The organism is Burkholderia cenocepacia, from assembly GCF_900446215.1.
GTDB lineage: Bacteria > Pseudomonadota > Gammaproteobacteria > Burkholderiales > Burkholderiaceae > Burkholderia > Burkholderia cenocepacia.
This window is the reverse complement of sequence record NZ_UAQZ01000001.1, coordinates 1,524,628-1,539,869: the sequence shown is the minus strand read 5'-3', so window position 1 is coordinate 1,539,869 and position 15,242 is coordinate 1,524,628. Positions and strand designations below refer to the sequence as shown.

Sequence of the window (15,242 nt, the reverse complement as noted above, 5' to 3'; positions counted from 1 at the left end):
GCCGGCAAGCCGGCGGCGAAAGATGCAGCCGCATATCACGTGGCGCACCTGAGGCACTCGATTCGACGTACTCGGATCGTGCTAGTTGCAACGACTCGCGCAATGCAGCAGCGGGCAACGCGCCCGCCTAATTCTGCGTGAGCGGATTTAGCGTCGTGCACAGGAAGCCCGTGCAGTTCTTCGGCGTGAAATAGAACGATGCCATCACCGGCGTGGGGGTGCCCAGAGCCAGATCGCTCAGATAGGCGCCTCCTTGCGCGCCGAACGTGTTGGCCTGCTGCACGAAGCTCGCGCCGGTCGACTGGATCGCGGCCGACTGGTACGTGAAGGTCGGCGACTGCGTCTGGTCCTTCACGTAGATCCACGAGATCGCGGTACCGAATGCCATGCCGCCCTTCGCGCGATAACCCTTCGCCCCTTCGCTGTTGGCCTGTGCAATGAAGTCGTTGACGGTCGACGTCGGCGCCAGCGCGTCGTACGTATAGGTCGCGTTCGACGCGTTATTCTTCATGTACACGTTCGCCTGCACGGCGCCCACCATCAACGGGCCGAGCAACCAGTAGCCCGACTGGCCCTGGCCGTTCGCCTGCGTGAGGAACGCGTTGGCATCGGCCGGCAGGCTAGTCGTCGTGTACGTGTAGGTGGCGGATGAACCGCCATCCTTGCGATAGAGATCGCCGTACGTGAGCGGCCCTTCGTAGCGGTAGCCGCTCGCCCCCTGCGCGTTGGCCGCATTAACGAAGGACGTCATGTCGGCCGGTGCCGTCTGCAACTGGTATGTGTAGGTCTGCGCGGTGCCATCGTTCACGAAGATCGACTGCGTTCCGCCATTGCCCGCAGTGTAGAAGTAGTCACCCAGATAGCGATAGCCCTTCGCGCCTTCGTTGTTGATCAGCGTCAGGAAGCTCGCCTTGTCGGCCGCGACAGGCTGCGCCTCGTAGCGCCACGTCAGCGTGACGCCGCCCGAGCCACCCGAACCGCCGCTGCCGCCGGAACCCGTGCCGCCCGTGCCGCCGCTGCCGCCGTTGTTGGTCGTGCCCGACCCGCCGGACGCCGCGGGCGAGGAATTGTCGTCGCCACCGCCGCAAGCGGTCAGCGCCAGACAGGTCAATGCAATCAGTGCAACGGCTTTCATCGGGATCACCCTCCGAACGAACAGGACGAACGCAGCCGGTACGCGCGCATCGTGCCGCACGCACCGCCCCTCACGAATCGGACACCAGGAATCAAGGCAATCGGCCGGCGGCCCTCGCCGGCCCGGCGACGTCAGTTGACCTGCAGCTGGCCACCGCGGCCCAGCCCGCCCTTGACGTCCTGCGCCTTGTAGCTGCGCAGCGCGACGACCATCTTGTTGTACGCATCGATGAACGCGACGACCGTCGCCTTGCCTTCCGGCGTCGACGAGAAGCCCGCCAGCGCGCCGCCCACGCCGCCGCCGAACCCACCCAGCGCCGCGCCGTAGTTGGTCGCCGTCGAGCTGCCCTCCGACGCCGCGATCTGCACCGCCGAGCGCACGTCGAACAGCGTCAGCGTCACGACCGACGCCTTCGTCTGCAGGTGGCCCGCCACCGCCGCCACCGCGCTGTTGCCGATCAGCCCGCCGATCATGCTGCCGATCCCGCCGATCGGCGAATCGTTGATCACGATCTGCGGCTCCATGTAGTAGTCGGCCGCGACACGCTGGCCCTTCTGCTGCTTCGAGCCCGCGCGGTATTCGCCCGAGTTGCGCTGCAGCTGCGTGATGCGCGACAGGCGCGCGTCGCTCTTCTGGTTGCCGATCGACGTGATCACGAAGCAGTTCGACTGCTGCACCGCCAGGCGCAGCAGCGGGTCGATCGTGGTCATCTTGGTCGCGCTGCCGAACGGGCCCCACCAGTCGGCATTGCGGCCGTCGTCGACCGCGATCGTGCCGAGCGGCGACGTGCAGCGCTGCAGTTGCGAATCGGCGCCGGCGCTCGCGCCGCCAGCCGCGGCGCCCGTCACGCCGGCGTTCTGCCCGCCGGGCGTCACCACGCCGCCGCAACCCGCGACGGACGCGCCAAGCGCTGCAATCAGCGCACCTTGAGTGAGACGTTGGAGAAGGTTGGTCTTCATTGTCGTTGTCGATCGATTAGAGTCGTTGTTCGGCTTATGTGTCCGTGCGAACTTCGATAAGCCCCCCGGCGTGGCGCGCGATGGTGGTCTCCCCGCGGCTGCCCCCGTTGCTCGATGCCCGGTCAGTAGTACCAGTACGTCTGCTGCCAGACGCCGTAGTACGGATAGCCCGAGTACCAGTAGCCGTAATAGACGTCACGCCATTGCGTGCGCCATTTCCAGTCTTCTTCGTCTTCTTTCTTCGCCTTGCGCGCGAGATCGAGCAGCTTTTTCGATTCCTTGTCGCCGCGGCCGGCCGCGATCGACAGCCACTTCTCCGCTTCGCGCGCATCCGAGCCCATTTCCTCGAGGCCGAACAGGTAGAAACTGCCGAGCGCCTTCTGCGCGTTCAGGTCGCCGCGTTCGGCGGCCTCGCGCATCCACTTGAGCGCCTGGTAGCTGTCCTGGCGCACGCCGTCGCCGCGGAAATAGCGCAGGCCGAGGTCGTAGGCGGCCTTCGGCTGGGTCTTCGCGGTCTGCTTGAGCGCGGCGATGCGCGGCTCTTCGAGGTCTTCCGCCTCGTCCCTTTTTTGATAGGAGACCTGATCTTTAGGGCGATCGGAACAACCTGTGTCGTCGCAGATCCGTACCGTGTTCCCGGTGACGGACGGATCCTGCGCGCACGCGGCCAACAGCAACAGCAGCCCCGGTGCGAGTAAACGGCGATACATGGGTACTTTCCTCAAATTTTTATCGGCGCCGCAATGCTTCGAGCTATCCCACCCCGCGAGCTCGTACCCGGTTGCGCGCGGCGCAGCGGATACAATTCCATCCGCCAACGCCGACACGCAGTCCTAGGCTCTCTCAGGTTCTCTCTTCGAATCGTTCCATCACTACTTCATTGCTGCCGCTTTTCGCTGTCCGACCAGGGCCGGAATCGATCTCCAAACATGACGCAACAAACAATAGTGACGTGGTGAGCAATAATAATGGAGAAAAACGGCATGTCAAGGCCCTTAGCGTGTTTGAAGTTTGCGTGACACGTCAGCTTTGATATGCTCTACCTCGCCCAAAACCCCTGGAGACCCCATCGAGATGTCCACCACCGAGCAGGCCAACGTCGATCTCATCACCGCCAACAAGGTGCGCGATCTCCTGAACCGGAACGGCATTCCGCCGCGCAGTCACAACACGACGATCGCGAACGTGCTCGGCCTGAGCTTCTCGGTCGTCACGCGCAAGATGAAAGGCCTGATCCCGTGGAACCTGTCGCAGTTGCAGGACATCGCGACGCACTTCGGCGTGCCGCCCGCGATCCTGCTCGACGACAAGGGCACGCAGCCGGCCGCGGCCGAGATGATCGACGCGACGTTCGTGATCGAGTCGAAGCGCTTTCGCTGCCGCGCCGCGATCTCGACGAAGGCGACCAGCCAGATCGAAACGGATTTCGTCGCGCTGCAGTGGCAGGGCGAATGGATCGTCACCGAACGCGAGCATGCGCGTGAGGGCCGCACGTATCCGGTCGACGTGATCGAGCTGCGCTCGGCGCAGCCGAATGTGTACGCGGCGCGCATCGCCGTGGTCGACGATTCGCACGACGTCGCCGAAACGGTCTGTGAATACTTCATCGAGAAAGGCGTGAACGCGATTCCGTACTTCGACGGTGCGAGCTTCCGCAAGGCGCTAGAGGTCGAGGATTTCGATGGCTACATCCTCGACTGGATGCTCGGCGACCAGACGGCCGCCGAACTCGTGCGCGGCATCCGCTCGAGCGAGAACAGCGGCGCGCCGATCTTCCTGCTGACTGGCAAGATCTCGACCGGCGAAGCGAGCGAGGACGAGATTGCGCACATCGTGTCGCACTACAACGCGCGCTGCGAAGAAAAGCCCGTGCGCCTGCCGATCCTGTTCGCGGAAGTCGCCCGCGAACTGAAACTCACGCTGCCGGCGGCAGCGGCCGCGACGAACTGAGCACCGAGCACGGAAACGGCGACCGGCGCGACAACCCGCTACACGCACCATAAGACCGAGGGAAAAACATGCGCATTTCAACCATCTGGATCAAAAGCCTGCTGACAACCTGCCTGCTCGGGATGGCCACCGCGGCGTGGGCCGCGTCGTCGTTCACGTTCACCGTCGACGGCAAGATCAGCAAGAGCAACCAGCAGGGAAAGATGAGCTACGTCTTTTCCGAGCAGGCGCTGATGGCGCTGCCGCAGCATACGATCGTCACGTCGACGAGCTGGACGCCGAAGGCGACCTTCACCGGCCCGCGCCTGTCCGACGTGCTGAAGACGGTCGGCGCGCACGGCACGCAGATCGAATTTCGCTGCATCGACGAATACACGTTCACGATTCCCGTGTCGGACGCCGACAAGTACGGCGTGATCCTCGCGCGGACGATGAACGGCAAGGTGCTCGGCAACGACAACTACGGCCCGTTGTGGATCATGTATCCGCGCGACCAGTATCCCGACGAGCTGAAGACGCCGCTCGGCGAAGCCAAGTTCGCGTGGCAGATCATCGGTCTGACCGTGAAGTGACATGACGCGGCGGCGATGGAAGAATAGAAAAATCATCCTGGTCCTCGGCTCGCTGTGGATCATGGGGTTCGCCGCGTGGGCGTTCCTGCTGTGGGATCTCCTCGCCACCTCGGTCAACGAGGGCGTGCTCGAGGGGCCGCGCGAAGGCGTGTTCTGGACCGCCGCGCAATACCGCAACGTGTATACGCGCTTCGATCGTCAGCTGATTCTTTACGCGACGCGCGAGGACGAAGACTTCGATCACCTGCAGATGCAGCTCGACAGCCTGTCGGTGTCGTTCGGGTTCCTGCAGCGGCCGTCGGAAGTGTCCCAATACTGGCTGCGCATCCCGCGCGCGCGCAACGAGATCGACGCGCTGGGCGAATTCATGACGCGCCTGAAGCGCGAGGTGCCGCTGCTGCGCGAGTCGCCGATGCAGGCGCGGCAGGTGATCGACGAAGTCAATGCGTATTGGCCGAAAGTTAACGGCCTCGCGAACTACTTCCGCGCGATCGAAATGGCTCAGCGCGATTTCACGTTCCATCAACTGAAGGACAAACAGCGCGCGATCCTGATCCTCGGCATCGTGCTCGGTGTGCTCCTGTGCGCGCTGTTCCTGCTGCTGCTCTATACGATGCGCACGCGCGACGACCTGCTCGAACGGCAAAACGCCGCGCTCGATGCGGAGCGCAAGGCGTCGGACCGCGCGTTCGAGATGATCGAGGCGAAGAATGCGTTCCTCGGGATGGTCAGCCACGAACTGCGCACGCCGCTGCAGGCGATCTGCGGATCGATCGAGATCCTGCTCGCGCGCTCGCAGTCCGACGCGAACCTGAAGACGATTCGGCGGCTGCAGAACTCCGCGCTGTCGCTGGAGGCGCTCGTCAAGGACCTCACCGACTACATCAAGCTGCGCTCGACGAAGCGCGTCGCCGAACTGGAGACCGTCGGCATCGCGCCGCTGCTCGCCGAAGCGCTCGAACCGCTACGCGAGAAGATCGTCGCGAAACGGATCGCGGTCACGCAGCTCGTCGAGCCGCCCGGCCTCGCGATCCGCTCCGATCGCAAGCTGCTGCGACAGGTGCTGTCGAATCTGATCGAGAACTCGGTCAAGTACACTGTCGGCGGCTCGATCACGGTCGCGATCACGCTTGCCGACGCGGCGGCCGGCCAGCAATTGAAGATCGCCGTGCGCGACACCGGCGCCGGCATCGCGAAACAACATCTGTCGAAGATCTTCGAGCCGTTCTATCGCGCGAACGACGCGGTCGGGCTGCACGTCGACGGGATCGGCATGGGGCTCGCGGTCGTGCGCGAAATCGTGACGACGCTACGCGGGCATGTGGACGTGCGCAGCGTGGTCGGCGAAGGCAGCGAGTTCGTCGTGACGCTGCCGGTCGAAGTGCCGGGCGTCGATACGGCCGGCACTGCCGCCGGCGATGCGCCCGCGCCGCCGCCCGCGCTGGCGTACCACGGCCGGCGCGCGCTGGTGGTCGACGACAACGACAACGCGCGCGAAACGCTCGGCGCGATGCTCTCGGCGCTCGGCGTCGACGCCGATCTGTGCGGCACCGGGCAGGAAGGCGTCGCGCGCTTCGGCACGGGCCGCTACGACCTCGTCGTGCTCGATCTCGAACTGCCGGACCTGAGCGGATTCGACGTGGCGCGGCGTATTCGGGCGGTGGCGGAACCCGACGACAACGGTCGGCATCCGGCGATCCTCGGCGTCAGCGCGTATGAATCGGCGGCGCTGCGCGAGAACCAGCGGGTGTTCGACGCGTTCCTGCCGAAGCCGGTCCACCTGCGCGAGCTCGGCGCGCTCGTCGAGACACTGCTCGCCTGAGCCGCGCGCCGGCGCGGCATCACGCGTGCCCGTTGCCCGGCGATTCGCCTACTCGCCTACTCGCCTACTCGCCTACTCGCCTACTCGCCTACTCGCCGAGCAGATGCAGCACGATATCGCGCCGGTGCGCCGCGCGACGATGCTCGAACAGATAGATCCCCTGCCACGTGCCGAGCACCATGCGTCCGTGCTCGACCGGGATCGATAGTTGCACCTGCGTGAGCGCCGTGCGCAGATGCGCGGGCATGTCGTCGGCGCCTTCGGTGTCGTGCTCGTAGCGCGTGTCGTCCTCGGGCGCGAGCGTCGCGAAATAGCGTTCGATATCGCGCTGCACCGACGGATCCGCGTTCTCCTGGATCAGCAGCGACGCCGACGTATGGCGGCAGAACACTGTGAGCAGGCCGGTTCGGATCGCCTGCTGGTCGACGAACGCGCGCACCTGCGGCGTAATTTCGACGAGGCCGCCGCCGCGCGTGTCGACGCCGACGTGCGTGATGGCCTGTTGCATCGCCATGACCTCAGGCCAGCGCGGCGAAGCCGTCGGCTTCGATCTGTTTCGCGTCGGCGGGGCGCACGACGCGTGCGACTTCGACCCCGTCGCGCAGGAACACCAGCGTCGGCCACAGCTTCACGCCGAACGAGCGGCCGAGCGGACGGCCGGGGCCGTCCTCGATCTTCAAGTGCCGCACGGCAGGATGCGCGGAGAACGACGCCGTGATCGCGGGCTGCGCGCCTGCGCAGATCCCGCACCAGTTCGCGCCGAATTCGATGACGGTTGCGCCGCCCAGTGCGTCGACTTCCGCGCGGGTCGGCGCGTTGGCGGTGTAGCGTTGCTCGGTGTCCATCAGGCCCTCGTGTGCGTTGGCGGAACGTGACTGCACGCGCCGGCGCGATGCGGGCGGGTGCGGCCTTCGATTTCTTACTGTAGCGGAAAAGCCCGCGCGCTGCCGGCGCGGTCCGCGCGCATCGTCCGGAATGACACGACAAGATTCGGAGCGCCGCATCGCCGCGACGGGATCAGCATGGGAACCGATCCCGTCAACAAAGGCCTCGACCATGAATGCACCGCATTGCGTCACCGAACCGAACATCCTCTACTTCGGCACGCCCGTCGTGCTGGTCAGCACGCTGAACGAAAACGGCACGGCCAATCTCGCGCCGATCTCGTCCGCGTTCTGGCTCGGCTGGCGCGGCGTGATCGGCATCGCTGCCAGTTCGCAGACCACCCGCAACCTGCTGCGCACCGGCGAATGCGTGCTGAACCTGCCGTCGTCGGCGCAGGCGGACGCGGTCGACCGGATCGCGCGCACGACGGGCACGTACCCGGTACCCGACGGCAAACGCGCGAAGGGCTACGTATTCGAACCGGACAAGTTCGGCACGGCTGGGCTGACCGAAGCGGCATCGCAAACCGTCACGCCGCCGCGCGCGCTCGAATGCCCGGTGCACATGGAGGCGATCGTCGCGGCCACCTACGGAATCGGCGACGACACGCCCGACCTGCGCGGCCGCATCCGCGTGTTCGAGCTGCGCATCCAGCGCGTGCACGCGCATCCCGACCTGCTGATGGACGGTCATCCGGACCGCATCGATCCGGACAAGTGGTCGCCGCTGATCATGAGCTTCCAGAAGTTTTACGGGCTGGCGCCGCAGCAGGTGCATCCGTCGCGGCTCGCCGAGATTCCCGAACGCGCGTATCGCAGCCCCGACATCGAGCGTTCGCGCGACGCGGGCATGCTGGCCGGTAGCGCACGGTAATGAAGCGCGTGGGAGAACGCCTGTGAATCCGATACGCCGCCCTGCTGCCCCCCGTGCGGCCGATGTCGCCGCGCCGGCCCGGCACCGCCTGGCACTGCCGGCGCTGTGCATCGCCGTGCTGATCGCGCAGATCGACACGGCGATCGTCAATCTCGCGACCGAACCGATCGGCACCGCGTTCGGCACCCGCGTCGGTGCGCTGCAATGGGTGATCGACGCGTACAACCTCGCGTATGCGGTGCTGCTGCTCACGGGCGGCCTGATCGGCGACCTGTACGGCAGGCGGCGTGCATTCGTGCTCGGCGCGACGGTGTTGAGCGGCGCGTCGGTCGTGTGCGCGCTCGCGCCGACGCTGGGCGTGCTGATCGCGGGCCGCGCGCTCGCCGGCGCGGGCGCCGCGCTGCTGATCCCCGCGTCGCTCGCGATCGTCCGCGTGCTCTGGCGCCATCCGGCCGAACGCGCACGCGCGCTCGGCATCTGGGCCGCGTGCGGCGGCATCGCGATGATCGTCGGCCCGACGCTCGGCGGCGTGCTGATCCACGCGCTCGGCTGGCGCAGCATCTTCGGCGTCGTGATTCCGTTCGGCATCGCCGCGATCGCACTCACCAGCGCCGTCGTGCCGGAATCAGCCGATCCGCGGGGCCGGCGCTTCGATCCGGCCGCGCAGGTGCTCGGTGCGATCGCGATCGGCTGCGTCGTATTCGCGACGATCGACGCGCGCCACGACCCGCAGCGCGCGGCGCTGCTGATCGGGACCGGCGCGGCCGCGATCGCGCTGTTCGTGCGGATCGAACGGCGGCTCGGCACGGCCGCGCTCGTGCCGCTCGACCTGTTCGCGAATCGCGCGTTCCGCGGGATGCTGGTCGGCAACGGCGCCATGACGTTCGGCGGCTACGGGATGCTGTTCGTGCTCCCGCTCGCATGGCAAAGCCACCACGTGCTCGACGCCAGCGGCGCCAGCCTCGCACTGCTGCCGATGTCGGTGCCGTTCGCGCTCGTGTCGTTCGGCTCCGGTGCCGTTGCGGCCCGCGTCGGCGCACGCACGGCCGGCGCGGGCGGCGTCGCGCTGATGGGGCTCGGGCTCGCCGCGATCGGCATCGGCGCGGCCGGGTCGACGAATCCGCACGCGCCGATGCTCGCGTGGGCCGAGGCGGGGCTCGCGCTGACCGGCACGGGCCTCGGCCTCGCGGTCGGCTCGCTGGCCGCGACGGCGGTCGGCGCAGTCGACGCCGCGCGCGCCGGCACCGCGGCATCGTTGATGAACGTGACGCGGATGATCGGCGCGGTCTTCGGCGTCGCGCTGCTGGGCGCGCTGTACGACGCGTGCGGCGGCGGCGCGTCGGGCCTGCGGGTCGCGATGCTGACGGGCAGCGCGCTGCAGCTCGCGGGCGCGGCGCTCGCGTGGCGCACGGCCAGCACCGGCACGCGGGCCGGCGCACCGAGGCCGATCGGATAAGATACGGCCGGCCACGCACCTTGGCCCATGACCGAACCGACGGAGTGTTTTCAGTGATTCAACCGACCCCAGTATTCAAGGACAACCTCGCGCAACTGCCGGCCATCGACGGCATCGCGCGCATCGATCTCGTCGGCGCGAACGGCGACGTGGTCGCGACCATCGAGAACCAGCCAGGCAAGCAGGGCTCGCTCGCGGTGTACCACTATCTGAAGCAGGCGTTCGGCACGCTCGACGCGAAAGCGGCCGAGCACGGCCTCGCGGTGTTCGCCGAGCATACGGCCGACGCGCGCAATCGTCCGGGCGCGCACCCGAACGTCGATCGTCTGCTGGCGATCGTGGCCGGCGGCGACGCACTGCGCATCGACGTCGTCGCGAAGGACTGAGTCGGCGGCGACACGTACGCGTGCCGCCAGGCGGCGCGCGCGACCGTGACGGACGGGCGAAAAAGCGCTTGCCGCGCCCGTCCCACTTTCCCCGGAGACAACCAGCGTGCTTCCTTCCGTTGCCTCGCCGCTCACCCGGCATCTGGCGTCGATCGTTTCGGTCGCGGTATTTGCCGGCGCCACGTTCGGCGGCACGGCATCGGCCGAGCCGCTGCGCACGGCCTCCGATATCGCCGGAGCGTCGCTCGTGCCGCTCGGCACGCTGCCGCACTCGCCTGAAAGAGGTTCGCTCGATCCGTTCTGCACGCAATATCGCGCGAAGCCGACCACGGCGGCCGGCCGCGAAGTCGCGAAGCGCGACTGGATCGTGACATCCGAGGCACCGCTTGGGCGCTACACGGTCGTGAGCTTCGCCAGCGGATTCAACGCCGGCACGAGCGCAATCTGTTTCGCGCGCAACGGCAACCTCGGCGTATTCGAGGGCGCGACGCTCGTCGCGCTGGGCTACACGGCGCGCAAGGCAGGCTGGCAGCTCGGCTCGGTCGATCGTCTGGAGAATGGTGCACTGCTCGTCTGGGGCGGCGACGGCCCCGGAGCGCCCGTCGGCGAGCTGCACGAGGAAAACGGCGGCCTGCGGCTGACCCGCGTCGCCGCCGAAAGCACGCACTGCAGCGGCCGCGCGGTCGTGCCGAACGTATACGGCAAGCCGCTCGACGCGGCCCGCAAGATACTGATCGCGCATGGCTGGCAACCGCTGCGGCCGCGCGAGAAGCCGGACGCGATGGACGGGGCTGCAACGCTCGCGAAGCACGGCATTATCGAAGCCGAAGCGTGCTCGGGCACCGGCATCGGGTATTGCGCGCTGCGCTACCGGAATGCGGCCGGCGTGCTCGGCGTGACGACGGTGGGCGGCGAGCCGGACCGGCCTTCCGAGAACACCGTGATCGACTATCAGGTTGCCTGTCGCAAGCAGTGAACGGCGTGCAGGCGGCGCATGCGCGATGCATGCGTCATGCGATCCGTGCCGCCAGGCCATCGTCCGTTCGCTCGATTGACCGGCTTCGCCCGCCCTCCTAAACTGGATTCCCTTTTACGCCGCACCCGCAAAAGGGACTGCCATGATCGACTTCTCCACGCTCGCGCTGTTCTCCGGCGCGTGTCTCGCGCTGACCATTACGCCGGGCCCCGACATGTTGTTGATCGCGTCCCGCAGTGTGAGCCAGGGGCGACGCGCCGGCTTCGCGACGCTCGCGGGCATCCAGGCGGGCACCTACTGCCACGCGCTCGCGGCCGCGTTCGGTCTGTCGCAGCTGTTCGTTGCGGTGCCGCTCGCCTATGACGCGGTGCGCTTCGCAGGCGCCGCGTATCTGCTGTATCTCGCGTGGAAAACCTTCCGTTCGAGTGCGGCCGCGTTGTCGCCCGTCGCGTCGCCACGTCGCCATTCGACCGCGACGATCTTTCGCCAAGGGCTGACGACGAACCTGCTGAACCCGAAGATGGCGCTGTTCGTGCTCGCGCTGTTCCCGCAGTTCGTGCGGCCCGAGCACGGCTCGATCGCCGTGCAGATTCTCGTGCTCGCGACGGTGCTCAACCTGATCGGGATCGTCGTGAACGGCGCGGTGATTCTGTCCGCGAGCCGGCTGAGCCAGCGGATCGGCGCGCGCCGCCGGCCGTCGAAAGTACCGCAGTATCTGCTGGGGTCGGTGTTCGTGGGGCTGGCGGCGCGGCTCGCGATAGCGGGACGGCACTGAGGGCAGCCAGCAGCGCGAACGGAACCGTGCGCGCCCCGACGACACGCGAGGCCGTCAGTCGTCGCGACCGGTACCCGAATCACGCGTGTCCATCACCACGCGCAACGCACCGCTATCGAGGATGCTTGCCGGCGTCACCGTGCGGCGGTGCCACGGAATCCGGCCGAAATACCAGATCCTCCAGAAGCCGAGCGGATGATCGGGATTCCGGTGCAGCAGCGTGTAGAAGGTCTCGACGTCGCCGAGCACGATCCGCGTCGCCTCGCACACGACCTCGCGCACGAAACGTGAGCAAAACTGCCGGCGCGACGCGAGATTGAAACCCGTGTCGTAGACCACACCGATCCGGCGCATCGCCGCGGCGACGAGTTCGCGACGCTGCGCGGCGTCGAGCGGCTGCCTGAGCCGCGCGATCACGCATGCGCCGCGATCGGAGCGCGCGAGAAACCGCGACATCGTCGTGACGCGCGACAGCGGAAACGTGCTTTCGGCGATCAGCGTCTCGCCGCCACGCTCGCCGACGACGATGCCGACGTGATTCGTCCATGAACGCGTCGCGCTCGCCACTTCGAGAAACGGCCGCACGGTGACGCGGATGAAGACGATGTCGCCGATTTCCGGTTCGGCCGGCAACGGCTCGGCAAGCGAGTCGGGAGCGCCGGCGAAAAGGAGCCGCCGGCGCGCGCCGGGCGAACGGATCAGAAGCGGCTGGCGGCCGGTGTCGACGACCATACGAACCTCGCGCGAGTGGACATGGCGCGAGCATGGCAGGCGCAGCCGCACGCCGCATCCGCTTCATCTGCAAGGGCGGGAATCCGCGCCGCCGGGTGGCGGATTTCGATACTGGCGTGACACGCGAAGCGCCCGAACCCAGCACCCTTCAGCGCGTCGCACCCAGCGCCACGCGCAGCCGCTCCATCAACCGCGTGTAATGCCGCAGCACGTCGTCCTTCGACACGACATTCGCGGTCGAGAAACGCTCGGACCACGCCGGCTTCCATTGATACGAACCGTGCACGCTGCGATCGCCGTCGGGCGCCTGGATCAGCGAGCGGATCCGCGCGTCGCGGCCGGGCCCCGTATGCATCTCGAACAGCGCGTGGATGAACGTGTGATACGCGTCGTACACGTCGTCGTCGAACAGGTAGCGGTAGATGTGGAACGTGCGGTCGAGGTCACGCTTCGCGCGGATCACGTCGTCCGGCGAGATGTCCTTCCAGTAACCGATCCACGTGTAGAAGCACAGCAGCGCATTGAGCTGCGGCGCGACCGTGTCGTACAGCGAGAGCCGCTTCTCGATCAGCCGCTGGTTGGTCCACTGCACGAGCTCGAGCCGCTTCAGTCGGCGCGCGACGAGCCAGCCGAGACAGGCGACCGACAACGGCGTCAGCACACCGAGCGCGAGCTTGACGATTTCCAGCGAATTCCACGGCGTATTGAATGGCTGCATGTAGGGCTCGACAGGAAGAAACGCATCCTCTGCGACGCGCGGCCCGGCGCGCCACGCAGCGCCGCTGGGCCGATCGCGTCGGCATTGACCGTTAGTTGCTTGCACATCGAACAGTACGCGAGCGCACCGGCACTCCGTGCGACGCGACTCACCCCGTCAGTGTATCGGGCGATTGTCACCGCGCGTCGACGCGCCACCGCGCGCCCGCTTCGCGCTAGGTCGGTAGCGCCGACGTGAGCTTGACCTTCTGCATCGGAATGTCGGTCTTCACGCTGAGCACGCCGGGGATGCGCGTCAGGTATTCCATCTGGAAGCGCCGGTAATCGTCGATGTCGGCCGCGACGACGCGCAGCAGGAAATCGCAGTCGCCGGCCATCAGGTGGCATTCGACGACTTCCGGCATCTGCTGGACGGCCTCGGCGAAACGGTTCACCGATTCCGCGTCCTGCCCCTTCAGCCACACGCGCGTGAAGATCGTCAGCCCCTTGCCGACCTTCGCCGGGTTCAGCACGGCCACGTACTTCTCGATCACGCCGGCTTCCTCGAGCAGCCGCACGCGCCGCAGGCACGGCGACGGCGACAGCCCCACCTCGTGCGCGAGCTCCACGTTTTGCATACGGCCGTCGCGCTGCAGCGCGCTCAGGATCCGGCGGTCGATAGCGTCAAGTTTCATTTGGCATCCGATTCCAAAAAATTTTCAGATCACGCGTTCAATGCCAAATTCTGAGAAAAATCTGGCGACAACGCAACCCGATTCGAGTCAAAAAAGCAGACAATTCCTCCCCCGAAGGAGGAGTGATGAGCAGTAGCGTTTCAACGTCGTCCGGGCTTCGCGACAAGCCCGCCTATGTCGCCGAGATGGGTCGCGGTTTGCGCGCGGCGCTGCCCGTCATGCTCGGTTTCGTGCCGTTCGCGCTGGTGCTGGGCGCGCAGGCCGCGCAGAAAGGACTGAGCCTGTTCGAGGTGCCGATGATGACGGGCCTGAACTTCGGCGGCGGCTCCGAATTCGCGGCGATCCATCTGTGGACGTCGCCGCCGCACATCGCGCTGATCGTCGCGATGTCGTTCCTCGTGAATTCGCGCCACATCCTGATGGGCGCCGCGTTCGAGCCGTATATCCGGCGCCTGCCGCGCCGCCGCGCGTTCGTCGCGCTGTTCTTCATGTGCGACGAGAGCTGGGCGATGTCGCTCGCCGACGCGCGCGAGCGCTCGGCCACGCACATCAGCGTGCCCTATTACGCGGGCATCTGCATGGGGCTCTACCTGACGTGGATCTCGATGACGACGCTCGGCGCGGCGGTCGGCCCGACGATCGGCAACGTCGAGCAGTACGGCTTCGACATGGCGTTCACGGCCGTGTTTCTGGTGCTGCTGCGCGGCATGTGGAAAGGCGTGCGTGCGAGCCGCCCGTGGTTCGTGAGCCTCGTCGTCGCGGCGGCCACCCATCTCGCGCTGCCCGGTGCGTGGTATGTCGCGGCCGGCGCCTGCGCGGGGCTGATCGCCGCGCTGCTGTGGGAGCCGCGCGATGCCTGAGCTTCCGGATTTCGGCACGGTCGCGACGATCGTGCTGATGGCGTCGACCACCTACCTGTCGCGCATTCTCGGCTACGTGCTGCTGCGCAACCGCACGCTGAGCCCGCGCATGGCGTCGGTGATGGAGAACGTGCCCGGCTGCGTGCTGATCTCGGTGATCGCGCCGGCCTTCGTGTCGACGCGCCCGGCCGACCTGCTCGCGCTTGCACTCACGCTGCTTGCGGCGACGCGCCTGTCGATCCTGCCGACCGTCATCGTCGGCGTCGTGTCGGCCGGCCTGCTGCGCTACCTGCTCGGCTGAGCGGTGCCGCCGGCCACCCCGGCACCGCATTCCACGACACGACGAACGGGCGCGCGATGCGCCCGTTTTCACGTCCACGCCGGCCGGCGTCATGCGCGCGACACGACGATCCTCGCGCGGGAGTGCTAGCCTTGTGGCTTGCGCCACGCCGCACTTCCCGTCTGATTGC

18 protein-coding genes are annotated in these 15,242 nt (G+C 67.1%); 10 read left to right on the top strand and 8 right to left on the bottom strand.

Annotation, left to right across the window (positions count from 1 at the left end; genetic code table 11):
- Positions 1-127: 127 nt before the first annotated feature.
- The 3 genes from DTA15_RS07145 to DTA15_RS07135 all read right to left on the bottom strand — a co-directional run bounded on the left by DTA15_RS07145 (position 128) and on the right by DTA15_RS07135 (position 2,804).
- On the bottom strand, positions 128-1,135 hold the full coding sequence (locus tag DTA15_RS07145) for a hypothetical protein (protein ID WP_006492970.1): 1,008 nt from the start codon (positions 1,133-1,135) through the stop codon (positions 128-130).
- Between the two features lie 131 nt (positions 1,136-1,266).
- Positions 1,267-2,094 carry a hypothetical protein gene (locus DTA15_RS07140; protein WP_006485481.1) on the bottom strand — a complete coding sequence of 276 codons (828 nt, stop codon included), beginning with the start codon at positions 2,092-2,094 and terminating at the stop codon, positions 1,267-1,269.
- A gap of 122 nt (positions 2,095-2,216) precedes the next feature.
- Complete coding sequence (locus DTA15_RS07135) at positions 2,217-2,804, bottom strand: tetratricopeptide repeat protein (protein ID WP_006492057.1); 588 nt, start codon at positions 2,802-2,804, stop codon at positions 2,217-2,219.
- 364 nt (positions 2,805-3,168) lie between these two features.
- Here DTA15_RS07135 and DTA15_RS07130 point away from each other — a divergent pair, with 364 nt between their 5' ends.
- From DTA15_RS07130 to atsR, 3 genes are all read left to right on the top strand, one after another.
- The gene (locus tag DTA15_RS07130) at positions 3,169-4,044 is read left to right on the top strand and encodes a response regulator (protein ID WP_006485493.1); all 876 of its coding nucleotides are present in this window, start codon (positions 3,169-3,171) and stop codon (positions 4,042-4,044) included.
- 68 nt (positions 4,045-4,112) lie between these two features.
- The gene (locus tag DTA15_RS07125) at positions 4,113-4,616 is read left to right on the top strand and encodes a putative pterin-binding protein (protein ID WP_006485477.1); all 504 of its coding nucleotides are present in this window, start codon (positions 4,113-4,115) and stop codon (positions 4,614-4,616) included.
- Position 4,617: 1 nt separating this feature from the next.
- Positions 4,618-6,438 (top strand): hybrid sensor histidine kinase/response regulator AtsR, encoded by a 1,821-nt coding sequence (atsR, locus tag DTA15_RS07120; protein WP_006485471.1) that lies wholly within the window; start codon positions 4,618-4,620, stop codon positions 6,436-6,438.
- Between the two features lie 88 nt (positions 6,439-6,526).
- Here the strand turns inward: atsR and DTA15_RS07115 are convergent, their stop codons facing one another.
- Both DTA15_RS07115 and DTA15_RS07110 read right to left on the bottom strand, forming a co-directional pair.
- Positions 6,527-6,946 carry a secondary thiamine-phosphate synthase enzyme YjbQ gene (locus DTA15_RS07115; protein WP_012493085.1) on the bottom strand — a complete coding sequence of 140 codons (420 nt, stop codon included), beginning with the start codon at positions 6,944-6,946 and terminating at the stop codon, positions 6,527-6,529.
- Between the two features lie 10 nt (positions 6,947-6,956).
- Positions 6,957-7,283 (bottom strand): thioredoxin family protein, encoded by a 327-nt coding sequence (locus tag DTA15_RS07110; protein ID WP_006485487.1) that lies wholly within the window; start codon positions 7,281-7,283, stop codon positions 6,957-6,959.
- A 211-nt stretch (positions 7,284-7,494) separates the two neighbouring features.
- Here DTA15_RS07110 and DTA15_RS07105 point away from each other — a divergent pair, with 211 nt between their 5' ends.
- From DTA15_RS07105 to DTA15_RS07085, 5 genes are all read left to right on the top strand, one after another.
- Positions 7,495-8,196: a flavin reductase family protein gene (locus DTA15_RS07105; RefSeq protein ID WP_006485480.1), complete on the top strand. Its 702-nt coding sequence runs from the start codon at positions 7,495-7,497 to the stop codon at positions 8,194-8,196.
- Between the two features lie 22 nt (positions 8,197-8,218).
- Positions 8,219-9,652 carry an MFS transporter gene (locus DTA15_RS07100; protein ID WP_012493084.1) on the top strand — a complete coding sequence of 478 codons (1,434 nt, stop codon included), beginning with the start codon at positions 8,219-8,221 and terminating at the stop codon, positions 9,650-9,652.
- Positions 9,653-9,705: 53 nt separating this feature from the next.
- Positions 9,706-10,038: a DUF2322 family protein gene (locus DTA15_RS07095; RefSeq protein ID WP_006493310.1), complete on the top strand. Its 333-nt coding sequence runs from the start codon at positions 9,706-9,708 to the stop codon at positions 10,036-10,038.
- Between the two features lie 106 nt (positions 10,039-10,144).
- The gene (locus DTA15_RS07090; protein WP_006486297.1) at positions 10,145-11,014 is read left to right on the top strand and encodes a PASTA domain-containing protein; all 870 of its coding nucleotides are present in this window, start codon (positions 10,145-10,147) and stop codon (positions 11,012-11,014) included.
- Positions 11,015-11,156: 142 nt separating this feature from the next.
- On the top strand, positions 11,157-11,789 hold the full coding sequence (locus DTA15_RS07085) for a LysE family translocator (protein WP_006486295.1): 633 nt from the start codon (positions 11,157-11,159) through the stop codon (positions 11,787-11,789).
- Between the two features lie 54 nt (positions 11,790-11,843).
- On the opposite strand, the gene DTA15_RS07080 is transcribed toward DTA15_RS07085, so the two are convergent.
- From DTA15_RS07080 to DTA15_RS07070, 3 genes are all read right to left on the bottom strand, one after another.
- Entirely contained in the window at positions 11,844-12,521 is a 678-nt protein-coding gene (locus DTA15_RS07080) for a YebB family permuted papain-like enzyme (protein WP_006486296.1), read from the bottom strand.
- A gap of 148 nt (positions 12,522-12,669) precedes the next feature.
- On the bottom strand, positions 12,670-13,239 hold the full coding sequence (locus tag DTA15_RS07075; RefSeq protein ID WP_006486306.1) for a hypothetical protein: 570 nt from the start codon (positions 13,237-13,239) through the stop codon (positions 12,670-12,672).
- Between the two features lie 214 nt (positions 13,240-13,453).
- Positions 13,454-13,912: an Lrp/AsnC family transcriptional regulator gene (locus DTA15_RS07070; RefSeq protein WP_006486309.1), complete on the bottom strand. Its 459-nt coding sequence runs from the start codon at positions 13,910-13,912 to the stop codon at positions 13,454-13,456.
- A 125-nt stretch (positions 13,913-14,037) separates the two neighbouring features.
- Between DTA15_RS07070 and DTA15_RS07065 the strand changes: the two genes are divergently transcribed.
- The gene (locus DTA15_RS07065) at positions 14,038-14,772 is read left to right on the top strand and encodes an AzlC family ABC transporter permease (protein WP_006486303.1); all 735 of its coding nucleotides are present in this window, start codon (positions 14,038-14,040) and stop codon (positions 14,770-14,772) included.
- Positions 14,765-15,073, top strand: a complete 309-nt coding sequence (locus tag DTA15_RS07060) for an AzlD family protein (protein ID WP_006486305.1) — start codon at positions 14,765-14,767, stop codon at positions 15,071-15,073. The genes DTA15_RS07065 and DTA15_RS07060 overlap by 8 nt, the downstream gene beginning before the upstream one ends.
- Positions 15,074-15,242: the final 169 nt, after the last annotated feature.

Coding starts and splice junctions, on each gene's coding strand:
- DTA15_RS07145 (WP_006492970.1), bottom strand. CDS start 1,135: ATGAAAGCCGTTGCACTGATTGCATTGACCTGTCTGGCGCTGACCGCT.
- DTA15_RS07140 (WP_006485481.1), bottom strand. CDS start 2,094: ATGAAGACCAACCTTCTCCAACGTCTCACTCAAGGTGCGCTGATTGCA.
- DTA15_RS07135 (WP_006492057.1), bottom strand. CDS start 2,804: ATGTATCGCCGTTTACTCGCACCGGGGCTGCTGTTGCTGTTGGCCGCG.
- DTA15_RS07130 (WP_006485493.1), top strand. CDS start 3,169: ATGTCCACCACCGAGCAGGCCAACGTCGATCTCATCACCGCCAACAAG.
- DTA15_RS07125 (WP_006485477.1), top strand. CDS start 4,113: ATGCGCATTTCAACCATCTGGATCAAAAGCCTGCTGACAACCTGCCTG.
- atsR (WP_006485471.1), top strand. CDS start 4,618: ATGACGCGGCGGCGATGGAAGAATAGAAAAATCATCCTGGTCCTCGGC.
- DTA15_RS07115 (WP_012493085.1), bottom strand. CDS start 6,946: ATGCAACAGGCCATCACGCACGTCGGCGTCGACACGCGCGGCGGCGGC.
- DTA15_RS07110 (WP_006485487.1), bottom strand. CDS start 7,283: ATGGACACCGAGCAACGCTACACCGCCAACGCGCCGACCCGCGCGGAA.
- DTA15_RS07105 (WP_006485480.1), top strand. CDS start 7,495: ATGAATGCACCGCATTGCGTCACCGAACCGAACATCCTCTACTTCGGC.
- DTA15_RS07085 (WP_006486295.1), top strand. CDS start 11,157: ATGATCGACTTCTCCACGCTCGCGCTGTTCTCCGGCGCGTGTCTCGCG.
- DTA15_RS07080 (WP_006486296.1), bottom strand. CDS start 12,521: ATGGTCGTCGACACCGGCCGCCAGCCGCTTCTGATCCGTTCGCCCGGC.
- DTA15_RS07075 (WP_006486306.1), bottom strand. CDS start 13,239: ATGCAGCCATTCAATACGCCGTGGAATTCGCTGGAAATCGTCAAGCTC.
- DTA15_RS07070 (WP_006486309.1), bottom strand. CDS start 13,912: ATGAAACTTGACGCTATCGACCGCCGGATCCTGAGCGCGCTGCAGCGC.
- DTA15_RS07065 (WP_006486303.1), top strand. CDS start 14,038: ATGAGCAGTAGCGTTTCAACGTCGTCCGGGCTTCGCGACAAGCCCGCC.
- DTA15_RS07060 (WP_006486305.1), top strand. CDS start 14,765: ATGCCTGAGCTTCCGGATTTCGGCACGGTCGCGACGATCGTGCTGATG.